Source organism: Accumulibacter sp., assembly GCF_032229525.1.
In the GTDB taxonomy this organism is placed as follows: Bacteria; Pseudomonadota; Gammaproteobacteria; order Burkholderiales; family Rhodocyclaceae; genus Accumulibacter.
Genome location: NZ_JAVTWB010000111.1, coordinates 1 through 10,422, shown reverse-complemented (window position 1 = coordinate 10,422; position 10,422 = coordinate 1). Strand labels below are relative to the sequence as shown.

10 protein-coding genes are annotated in these 10,422 nt (G+C 63.5%); 6 read left to right on the top strand and 4 right to left on the bottom strand.

The window, feature by feature from the left end; genetic code table 11:
- The first annotated feature begins 190 nt into the window (after nt 1-190).
- Nucleotides 191-2,905, top strand: coding sequence for an HAD-IC family P-type ATPase (locus RUW20_RS07265; protein ID WP_313951540.1), 2,715 nt, complete (start codon nt 191-193; stop codon nt 2,903-2,905).
- A gap of 355 nt (nt 2,906-3,260) precedes the next feature.
- Entirely contained in the window at nt 3,261-4,013 is a 753-nt protein-coding gene (locus RUW20_RS07260; protein WP_313951539.1) for an SDR family NAD(P)-dependent oxidoreductase, read from the top strand.
- A gap of 57 nt (nt 4,014-4,070) precedes the next feature.
- Here RUW20_RS07260 and acsA read toward each other — a convergent pair whose 3' ends face one another.
- Nucleotides 4,071-5,834, bottom strand: a complete 1,764-nt coding sequence (gene acsA, locus RUW20_RS07255) for an acetate--CoA ligase (protein WP_313951538.1) — start codon at nt 5,832-5,834, stop codon at nt 4,071-4,073.
- Between the two features lie 209 nt (nt 5,835-6,043).
- Between acsA and RUW20_RS07250 the strand changes: the two genes are divergently transcribed.
- From RUW20_RS07250 to RUW20_RS07235, 4 genes are all read left to right on the top strand, one after another.
- A complete protein-coding gene (locus RUW20_RS07250; protein ID WP_313951537.1) occupies nt 6,044-6,304 on the top strand; it encodes an acyl carrier protein in 261 nt (86 codons plus the stop codon).
- 8 nt (nt 6,305-6,312) lie between these two features.
- Nucleotides 6,313-6,840, top strand: coding sequence for a GNAT family N-acetyltransferase (locus RUW20_RS07245; RefSeq protein ID WP_313951536.1), 528 nt, complete (start codon nt 6,313-6,315; stop codon nt 6,838-6,840).
- Between the two features lie 189 nt (nt 6,841-7,029).
- Entirely contained in the window at nt 7,030-7,281 is a 252-nt protein-coding gene (locus tag RUW20_RS07240; RefSeq protein ID WP_313951535.1) for a hypothetical protein, read from the top strand.
- 159 nt (nt 7,282-7,440) lie between these two features.
- On the top strand, nt 7,441-7,851 hold the full coding sequence (locus RUW20_RS07235) for a low affinity iron permease family protein (protein ID WP_313951534.1): 411 nt from the start codon (nt 7,441-7,443) through the stop codon (nt 7,849-7,851).
- A gap of 22 nt (nt 7,852-7,873) precedes the next feature.
- On the opposite strand, the gene RUW20_RS07230 is transcribed toward RUW20_RS07235, so the two are convergent.
- The 3 genes from RUW20_RS07230 to RUW20_RS07220 all read right to left on the bottom strand — a co-directional run bounded on the left by RUW20_RS07230 (nt 7,874) and on the right by RUW20_RS07220 (nt 10,369).
- Entirely contained in the window at nt 7,874-8,233 is a 360-nt protein-coding gene (locus RUW20_RS07230) for a transposase (RefSeq protein ID WP_313951533.1), read from the bottom strand.
- A 33-nt stretch (nt 8,234-8,266) separates the two neighbouring features.
- Nucleotides 8,267-8,356 (bottom strand): hypothetical protein, encoded by a 90-nt coding sequence (locus RUW20_RS07225; RefSeq protein WP_313951542.1) that lies wholly within the window; start codon nt 8,354-8,356, stop codon nt 8,267-8,269.
- 132 nt (nt 8,357-8,488) lie between these two features.
- Nucleotides 8,489-10,369: a histidine kinase gene (locus RUW20_RS07220; protein ID WP_313951532.1), complete on the bottom strand. Its 1,881-nt coding sequence runs from the start codon at nt 10,367-10,369 to the stop codon at nt 8,489-8,491.
- Nucleotides 10,370-10,422: the final 53 nt, after the last annotated feature.

The window sequence follows — 10,422 nt, the reverse complement described above, 5'->3', positions numbered from 1 at the left end:
GGCAGCGTCTCGAAAAGCGCTACTCTCTCACCTCCTCCGGCTGGCGATGGATCATCAGAGCAGTTTTCAGGTGAGCCATCCCCGTCGGTTCGAACCAAGAGTCATTCCATACCCCCGTGTATTACAGTGACTCATCGACTGCGGCGTGTCCCGCCCAACCCCGAACCCGATGCAGAGCGAGAGGCGCGTCATGAACAATCATCAAGCTACCACAGCGCCAGCTGACCAGCATCGCATCACGCTGGAAGCGTTGCAGCAGCGCCTGCACTGCACCGCGGAGGGCTTGAGCACGGCCGAGGCCAAGCAACGGCTGGTCGAGTTCGGTGGCAATGAACTACGGGTACGCAAAGAGACACCCGAGATCGTCAAGTTCCTGCGCCAGTTCACCAACTTTTTCGCGCTGCTGCTCATCGTCGGCTCGGCACTGGCGTTTTTTGCCGATTATCTGAAGCCGGGCGAAGGCAACTTCTACATTGGCGTTGCGCTGCTGGCGGTGGTACTGCTCAACGCGCTGTTCACCTACATCCAGGAGCACCAAAGCGAACGCATCATGGAGAGCTTTCGCAACATGCTGCCGCAGATGATCACGGTGCAACGCGATGGGCAGATAGCGCGCATCGAGGCACGGCTGGTGGTGCCTGGCGATGTGATCCTGCTGGAAGAGGGCGACCGGGTGCCGGCCGACGGGCGACTGATAGAGGTGAATCAGCTCAAGGTGGACCATGCCTCACTGACCGGCGAGAGCGAACCGCAACTGCGCAAACTGGCCTGCACCCATGACAACCTGATAGAGAGTCGAAACATGGTGTTCTCCGGAACGCTGGTGCAAAGCGGCAACGGCCGCGCGCTGGTGTACGGCACCGGCATGAACACGCAGATCGGCCAGATCGTGCAACTGACCAAGGAGGCGGGTACGGTGGAAACGCCGATCCGCAAAGAGCTGCGCCATTTCATCCGCGTCATCTCCACCATCGCCATTGCGCTCGGGGTACTGTTCTTCGCGCTCAGCGTGGCGCTCGGCAATCCCTTCATCGGCAGTCTGATCTTCGCCATCGGCATCATCGTGGCCAACGTGCCGGAAGGCCTGTTGCCGACGGTGACGCTGGCGCTGACCATGGCCTCCAAACGCATGGCCAGGAAGAACGCCCTGATCAAGAACCTGGAAGCGGTGGAGACGCTGGGTTCGACGACGGTGATCTGCACCGACAAGACCGGCACCATCACCCAGAACCGGATGAAGGTTGCCACGCTGGTGCTCGGCGAACGCGAATGGTCGGCCGATCAGAGCGGGCTCTCGCAAGAGGAAGGTTTCGCCGATGCCTGGGCCACCATGGCGCTGTGCAACAACGCACGGCTCACCGAGCATCACTATCTGGGCGATCCGACCGAGGGCGCTCTGCTGCTTCTGGCACAAGCTTTGCAGCCCATCGGCGATCTGGTGGCGCGCTTCCCGCGCGTGCACGAAAGTCCGTTCGATTCTGCCACCAGACGCATGATCACCACGCACAAAGCCGGGAACAATCAGCCCAATCTCGCCTACATGAAGGGTGCGCCGGAGATCGTACTCAAGAAATGCACGCGCCGTTTGCATCGGGGCGAGCGGGTCGAATTCGATGACTCGGCTCGTCGTAAGGCGCTGGCGCTGTACGAATTGCTGGCGGCGCGTGGCGAACGGGTGCTGGCGCTGGCCTGCAAGACGACCGACGCCGATGAGGCCAGCGAGGAGGATTTCGTCTATCTGGGATTGGTGGGCATGCTCGATCCGCCGCGCCCGGAGATCGCCGAAGCGATCGACCGCTGCCGCAGCGCCGGTATACGCGTCTTCATGATCACCGGTGACTACCACACCACGGCCGAGTCCATCGCCCGTCAGGTCGGTCTGTTCACCGGCGACGGTCAGGTAGTCCTGGGCGAAAACCTGCTGCAGATGAACGAGAAGGAACTCTCCGTTCTGCTCGATAGTCGCGAGCTGGTATTTGCACGTAGCACGCCCAAGCAGAAGCTTCAGATTGTCAACGCGTTGCAGAAGAAGGGCGAGGTGGTCACGGTCACCGGCGATGGCGTAAACGATGCACCAGCGTTGAAGAACGCCAACATGGGCGTGGCGATGGGCGTATCCGGTACCGAGGTGGCGAAAGAGGCGGCGGACATGGTGCTGATGGACGACAACTTCGCCACCATCGTGCAGGCCATCGAGGAGGGGCGCACGATCTTCTCCAACATCAAGAAATTCATCGCCTACATCCTGACCAGCAACGTCCCCGAGATATTGCCTTTCATCGCCTTCGTGGCCATTGACGCGCCGCTGGCGCTGACCGTGGTGCTGATCCTGACCATCGACCTGGGTACCGACATGTTGCCGGCGTTGGGGCTGGGACGCGAGCTGCCGGAACAGGACGTGATGAAACAACCGCCGCGGCGCAGCGACGAAAGACTGCTGACCTGGCCGCTGCTGGCCATGAGCTACGGCATCATGGGCCTGTTGCAGGCCGCTGCCGGCTTCTTCGCCTTCTTCGTCGTGCTGCATCAGGGAAGCTGGGTGTGGGGCGGCGAGTTACCGACCTCGGGTTTGCTCTATCGGACTGCGGTCACGTCCTTTTTTGCCGCGGTGGTGATCTGCCAGGTGGCGGACGTGCTGGTTTGCCGCACGCGCCGGCAGAGCATCCTGTCCGCCGGCATCTTCCGCAACAAGCTGATCTGGGTGGGTATCGCGGCGGAGCTCGGGCTGCTGGCGGCGATCTCACAGATCGAGTTCCTGCAGCCATTCTTCGGTACCGCAGCGATAGGCTGGTTCGAGATCTCGCTGGCATTGCCGTTCGCGGCAGCGATCCTGTTGGGTGACGAGTTCAGGCGCTGGTTGATCCGGCGTGACAACCGCTTTGTGCAGCGCTGGCTGACCTGGTAGCCGCGCGACGCACCGATCCGCTGTGGGTCGTCAATTCTTCGTCGGCTGAACGTCCCCAGAAATTTTGTCTTCCGGGGGCGAGGTAAAATTCAGTCACTTTGCGAGCGAAAGATGAAGAGTCCGACGCAGGCATACACGCCAGGCGCGCGTTCGGTTGCATAAGTGTCCAGGTCAACAAGGAACAACGGATGGTGATCGCGCTCGTACCAAAGCTGCGCGTCTACGCATGGGACAGGATCATCGATACCACCGTAAACGGCCTCTTGCAGAGGCAGACTGCCGTTACCGTAGCTCAGTAGCAAGCCTTCAAACCACTCAGCGCGCGCCCTTTGGTGTCGCCCGGGAAAGGAAAGTCATGACCAAAACCGTTCTCATAACCGGTGCCAGCGCCGGAATTGGCAAGTCCGCTGCGCTCGCGTTCGCCGCTGCGGGCTGGCGTGTCGTCGCGACGGGCCGCCGCGCGGAGCGGCTTGATGCGCTTCTGGCCTCTCTCGGGGCCGACAGGCTGCATCCCGCCGTCTTCGACGTTTGCGACGAAGCCGCGCGCGACGCGGCGCTCGCGGCGCTACCGGAGGGCTTTCGCGACATCGATCTGCTGATCAACAATGCCGGCCTCGCGCTCGGTACGTCGCCTGCTCAGCAGGCAGATCTCGCGCAGTGGAAGACCATGATCGACACCAACGTGACCGCGCTCGCGTCGCTGACCCATAAGCTGCTGCCGGGTTTGATCTCCCGGCGGGGCGCCATCATCAACCTGTCGTCCGTCGCGGCCACCTATCCCTATCCCGGCGGCAACGTCTATGGCGGCACCAAGGCTTTCGTCGAGCAGTTTTCACTTGGGCTGCGTTGCGACCTGCACGGCACAGGCGTTCGTGTGACTTCCATAGAGCCTGGCATGGTCGAAACGGAGTTCACCCTGGTGCGTACGGGGGGTAGCCAGGCCGCGTCAGACGCGCTCTACCAAGGCGCCACGCCAATGACGGGTGACGATATCGCAGCCGCGATGCTGTGGGTCGCCGAGTTGCCACCGCACCTCAATATCAACCGCCTCGAGCTGATGCCCGTCAGCCAGTCCTTCGCCGGCTTCAAAGTGGCGCGTGCGGATTGACGTCGTGCGCACGGAATCGTGCTGGACCTGCCAGACGCACGGCGTCCACAAGCGCGCTCACCCCGAGTCGTCCAGCACCGAGATGTCGCCCTCCGGCAGTCCAAGCTCGCGCGCCTTCAGCAGGCGGCGCAGGATCTTGCCGCTGCGCGTACGCGGCAGGGTCGACAGAAACGCGATCTCCTTCGGCGCCACGACGGCGCCCAGCCGCTTGCGCGCGTGGCCGAGCAGTTCCCGGCGCAGGGGTTCGCTCTCGCCGAATCCCGGCTTGAGCGAGACGAAGGCCTTGACCACCTCGCCGACCAGCGGATCGGGCTTGCCGATGACACCGGCGTCGGCAACCGCCGGATGCTCCATCAGCACGCTCTCGACCTCGAACGGGCCGATCAGGTGTCCGGCCGACTTGATCAGGTCATCGACGCGGCCGACGAACCAGAAGTAACCCTCCGCGTCTCTCCTGACCAGATCGCCGCTCAGGTAATAGTCGCCGGCAAAGCACTTGCGGTAGCGCTCCTGCTGCCCGAGATAGCCGCGAAACATCGACGGCCAGCCGACCCGCAGCGCCAGCTCTGCCACGACGTCGTCAGCTATCACCTCTTCGACGCCGCCGCCGGCGCGCCTGCGCATCAGGCGGGCATCGATGCCCGGCAAGGGCTTGCCCATAGCACCGGGCTTGATGTCCATGGCCAGGACGTTGGCGATCATGATGCCGCCGGTCTCGGTCTGCCACCAGTTGTCGTGGATCGGCAGCCCCAGCACCCGCTGCCCCCACCACACGACCTCCGGATTGAGCGGCTCGCCGACGCTGGCGACAAAACGCAGCTGCGGGAAGTGGTACTGCTGCGCGAGTTCCGCGCCGCCCTTCATCAGCAGGCGGAGCGCCGTCGGCGCCGTGTACCAGACGCTGACCCGGTGTTCCTGCAGCAAGCGGTACCAGCGTCCGGCGTCGAAGTCGGCTTCGTCGACCAGGCTCGTCACGCCGTGCAGCAGCGGCGCGATGATACCGTATGAAGTGCCGGTGACCCATCCCGGATCGGCGGTACACCAGAACACGTCCTGTTCATGCAGATCGAGCGCGTACTTGCTGGTCGCATAGTGGGCAATCGCCGCCGCGTGGACATGAATCGCGGCCTTGGGTGCGCCAGTGCTGCCGCTGGTGAAATGCAGCAAGGCCATGTCCTCGCCCGAAGTGGGAACGGCCGCGAAATCATCCGTGGCCTGCGCCATCAGTGTCGCCAGATCGAGGGTTCCGGGAACGTCGGTGCGGCCGCCATCGTCGCCGATCAGCAGGACGTGCTCCAGCGCCGGCAGTTGGCCGAGAATGCCGGCCACCTTGCGCCGAAACAGGGACTCGCTGGTCAGCAGCACCTTGCCCTCGCCGATGGCCATGCGCGTGCGTATCGGCTCCGGACCAAAGGCGGAGAACAGCGGCGAGACCACGGTGCCGTTCTTCAGCGCGCCGATCACCGCCGTGTACAGTTCCGGCACCCGACCTGCCAGAATGAACAGGCGCTCGCCCTTGCCGATGCCGAGTCGCTGCAGCACGTTGGCAAAGCGGTTGCTCTGGTGCGCGAGTTCCTCGAAGCTGACGTCGCGCCGTACGTCGTGTCGACTGATGAAGCGAAACGCAACGCGCTCGCGTACCGCCGTCGCCAGGTGCCGATCCACCGCCAGACGGCCGATATTGATTTCGCCCTGCGCAGCGCCGGTGAGTTCCTGGCGCACGGCCGGCCATGAGAAATGCGCACGTTGGTGTTGCCAATCCGCGAGATGCGGCGGCACACGAAATTCCTGCGGCGACTTGCGGATGATTTGCGGGCGCATCCTGGCGAACGCCTCCGTCGATGATGGCTACAGCGTCAGTTTAGAGCGCGACAGTTTGCCTAGGGGGAATGCTTGTGTAGTATCGCTGAAGCACGCCATCGAAGGCGCCGTGTCACCGGGCGCGACTCATTCTGTGGGCGCGGCTCAGGGTTTCCGATGTTCTACCGCGCGGCCGCTCGCCAAGCGGTCTGTACTGGAGCGTAAGCACCATGAATGACCAGGAACTCCGCGCCGCCGTACTCGCCGTCGTGCGCAGCATCGCTCCCGAGCTTGATGCCGAACGCATCGAGGCGGACAAGCCCTTGCGCAAGCAGATCGATCTCGATTCGATGGACTGGCTCAATGTCATCGTCGCCTTGCGCGATAAGTTTGGCGTCGATATCCCGGAGTCCGACTACGGCAAGGTGCAAAGCTTGAACGCGATCGTGGCCTACCTCGGCGCCAGACCTGCTCCGCATTCGCCCGACTGACGATGACCATGGCCAGATATCCCACCGAGTTGATTCGCAAACGCACCCTGTTCGACGGCAGCGAAGTGACGATTCGCCCGATCACAGAGGACGACGCGTCGATCGAGGCCGACTTCGTGCGCCATCTGTCGCCCGAGTCGCGCTACTCGCGCTTCATGGTGACATTAAACGAACTGCCGACGACCAAGCTGCGTTACCTGACCGATGTCGATTACGACAAACACATGGCCTTCGTGGCCACGCTGCCGCAAGATGGGAAGGAGACGGAAATTGGCGTGGCCCGCTACATCGTCGATCCGAATGGCGCGAGTTGCGAGTTCGCCGTCGCCGTCGGCGACGCCTGGCAGGGTTCGGGGGTCGCCGGAATCCTCATGGCGACGCTGATGGATACGGCTCGCGCACGCGGCCTGACGAGCATGGAGGGGATCATCCTGGCGACCAATCACCGGATGCTGAAATTCGCGCGGCAGTTGGGCTTCACTCCGCATCGTGACTGGGACGAGCCGGGTACGGTGAATGTCGCTCGGCCCCTGTAGCACGCTGCGCAACGCGCGATCCCGAATCGTGTCGAAGCGTCAAACCCCGATGCGGCAGGCGAATTGCGCCGCTAGCCTGCGTTTCTGGCGATGGCATGAAAATCACCTTGGGAGAGGATCACATCAACAAGAGCGATCGCCGGGCTTGATATGAGAACGCGGTGATGGATTATCGGCAGCGGGCTGGCCATGAGTGCGGTTTCACTGGTCGGCAGCTTGGCCTTCCTGCTCGGCGGCGTGATCGCTTACGTCGCAGGGCAACGGCTGGATGTGACCGGGCTGGTGCCCTTCGCGGCCGGCAATTTCATCTACGTCGGCGCCTCCGACCTGATTCCGGAAGTCAAAGGCCATGCGAAACTGTCGGTCAGCGCCATCCACTTTGTCGCGTTTGTGCTCGGCGTGGTGCTGTTGCTGGCTGTCAAACACCTCGGCCACGAGTAGTGCGGCGGGCGAGGATCGTCGCGCCAGCATGACTCGATAGCTGGCCCGTGGTCAACGGCTACCGGGACGGGATTCCCAGCCGCTGACTACCGCGCATTGCCAAGCCGCAACCAAGAGTTGACTGTTCGCCCTAACAACACCCGAAACGAGGTCCGTTCCATGGCTAGAGCTTCTTGGTACACCAAGTTTGCAAAAGGCGCTTCTCACTTCTGCGGGCGCCCGCGAGTTTTCACACTGGCGGTAGGAGTCATTGCCGTTTGGGTGGTCACGGGCCCCATGTTCAGGTTCAGTGACACCTGGCAACTGGTGATCAACACGGGCACGACCATCATCACATTCCTGATGGTCTTCTTGATCCAAAATACGCAGAACAGGGACACGGAAGCCATTCAGGTGAAGCTGGACGAACTGATCAGAGCTACCAAGGGTGCACACAATGCGCTACTCGATCTGGAGGAAATCGAAGAGGACACACTTGACGCATTCCGCGCCAGGTACCAAGCGCTTGCCGCGGCCGCCAGGAGTGAGCTTGAGCTTGGCAACCAGGACACTGGAACGCCAGAAGCATGAGTGTGCGGCGTGTGCCTAACGGTCATGAACTGTCGGGAGACCCCGGATAATGAAAGTGATGTCCGTTTCCCTCATCCCCGACCCTTGTATATTGAGTTTTAGAGATATATCTAAATGAACAGTGGTCTTCTCCCGCGCGGGGGAGAAGGGAGATTCGTGAGTCGCGAAGGCGACTTGCACGGTAACGAATAAGGCTAGATCGTGCGCAGCCACGGTCTGAACCGTTTGTTTGACGAGCTCGGTCGAGCTGCTGCACCGGCGTTTCGTCGGCGTGCAGCAGTGTGCCTTGCTTGAGCACTTCCGCCACGTGATCGACCAGCGGTTGCCGGCTTACCCCGAGCTGACCGACCCATTGCGCCAGTGTCGAACGGGCAATCGGCACGCCATGGCGGGTACTGCGGCGGCGAGGACGGTTTCACAGCTGCGGCAGGTGGATTGCGGGCTGCGGATGGATATGGCGATGGACAAAGAAACGCGCCGGTTCGACGTCGAGTTGCTTGCGGATGCCCTCACCGATGTTGACCAGCGCCTGGCCACAGTCGCCACAGCTACGGGACTCGGGCTCGTGGCGATGTTCAGTACGAGGCAGTTCAGGGGGTAGCGGATTAGGGCCGCGGCGCTTGTGACGCGGGGCTGTTCAGGAGTTCATTGCCTTGGGCAGCGCAACGCGGATCGTCGTCCCCCGCCCGGCAACGCTGCTCACGGTCAACTCCGCGCCGATCAGGGTCGCCTGTTCACGCAGACCCGCCAAACCATAGTGCCCCGGATAGGTCGCGTCGGCGTCAAAACCAAGGCCGTCGTCGCTGATCGTCAGCGTCGCACCGTCGCCGCCGGGATGCCTCTCGAGGGACACCGTCACCCGCGTCGCGCGGGCGTGACGCTCGACGTTGCGCAGCGCTTCTTCGGCCATGCGAAACAACGTCTCGGCGCGTTCGTCGGCGAGCGTGCCGCGCGCCGCGTCGCTCGCATAGTCGACCGGAATGCCGCTACGTTCGACGAAACGCTCGACGAAATCGCCCAGTGCCGTGGCCAGCCCGACGTCGCGCACCGGGTTGAAGCGCATCGCCGTGATTGCCGCGCGCGCTTCCTGCAGGCCCTCGTGCGCTGCTTTCTCGGCACGCGCCAATTCCTCCGCCATGGCCTCGGGGTGGCTGCTCCACAGTCTCTTCAGAAGCCTCACCTCGCTGAGCATGGCCATCATCGAATGGGCCAGCGTGTCGTGCAGGTCGCGCGCGATCTTCAGTCGCTCGCGGACCACAGCAGCGTAGCGCTCCTGCTCGGCCAGGCGCTCGACTTCACGGGTGCGTGCGACCACCCGCTGGTCGAGCTCGGCATTGAGCGTCTGCAGCGCAGCACGCTCCCGCTGCAGCGAACCCAGCAACGCGTTAAGCGCGCCCCCCAGGCGTGCCGCTTCACTATGCCCCGGCGGCACGCTGATCTGCTGCGTAGCCCCGCGGCGGACCGCGTCGGCCGAGCGTGTAATGGCGTTAAGGTCACGCGTCACACGATGCGCCAGGAAAACGCCGAGCAGCGCAGCGAGCGCTCCCAGGCCGAGCAGGACCGCGGTGATCTGAATCTGCATCAGGCGGTCACCCTGCCCGGCGTCCTGCACCGGTTGCAGGACGACGACCCGCCAGCCGAGCGTATTCAGGGCATCGCCGGCGGCCGGGCTGGCATGCGCAACGAGATAGCGCTTGCCGTCCGCCAGCCGCTCGACGCGCGCCGGATGGGCAGTGCTGTTAGCCACCAGCTCTCGCGCAGGCGCGGGCGCCGCGCGCTCCGGCGAGTCGCCGGGAACGCCCAGGCGCTTGCCCTTCAGACCCTCCGATCCGACCAGCACCACGCCGTCGCGATCCAGGAGCAGCGCTTGCGTGCCCGCCGCGCCGCGCAATTCGCCCTGCAGACTATCGGCAAAATCGAGCAGCCACAACACGCTTAGTCGCGTGCCGACCAAGCCGACCATCTCTCCCTGGTCGTCGACCACCGCCGCGATCAATCCGACAAACGAGCCCGAGACCCCGGCGGCGACTCCGGACAGCGTTTGCTGCAACATCGGCAGCAGACGCACCTCGCCTTTCTTCGACTCCTGCCGCCCAAACACAAACCATTCGCGGTCGCCGACGCTGGTGCCCTCGAGTGAACTGTCGGTGGCTACCAGCACGCGGCCTTGCGGGTTGGCCAGCGCGATGGTCTCGAACTCGGGAGATGCCTGCTGCAGGTTGCCGAGAATTCGATGTAGAAGCGTTTGATTTTCGTCACGAAGCTCGGCGCCAAGCATCACCGCCAGCGCTCGCACCGAGCGCACGCGCAGCGCCAGGTTGAGGTTCAGGTCGGCGATGAGTCGATCGGCGGTTCTGTCCAGCTGGCGGCCACGCAGGTCGAGCAGGTCGCTGCGGACGATTCCGCCGACCCACGCGCTGGCGACCAGCGCGAGGCCCAGTGACAGCGCCAGGACCAGCCAGCCGATAGCGGCGGCGAGGCTGCGACGCGGGTCGAGGTAGTGCAGCGACAAAGACATGCCGACCTTCCCGGGGAACCGTGAGAGATTTCAAAAGTGACTAAAATAACACC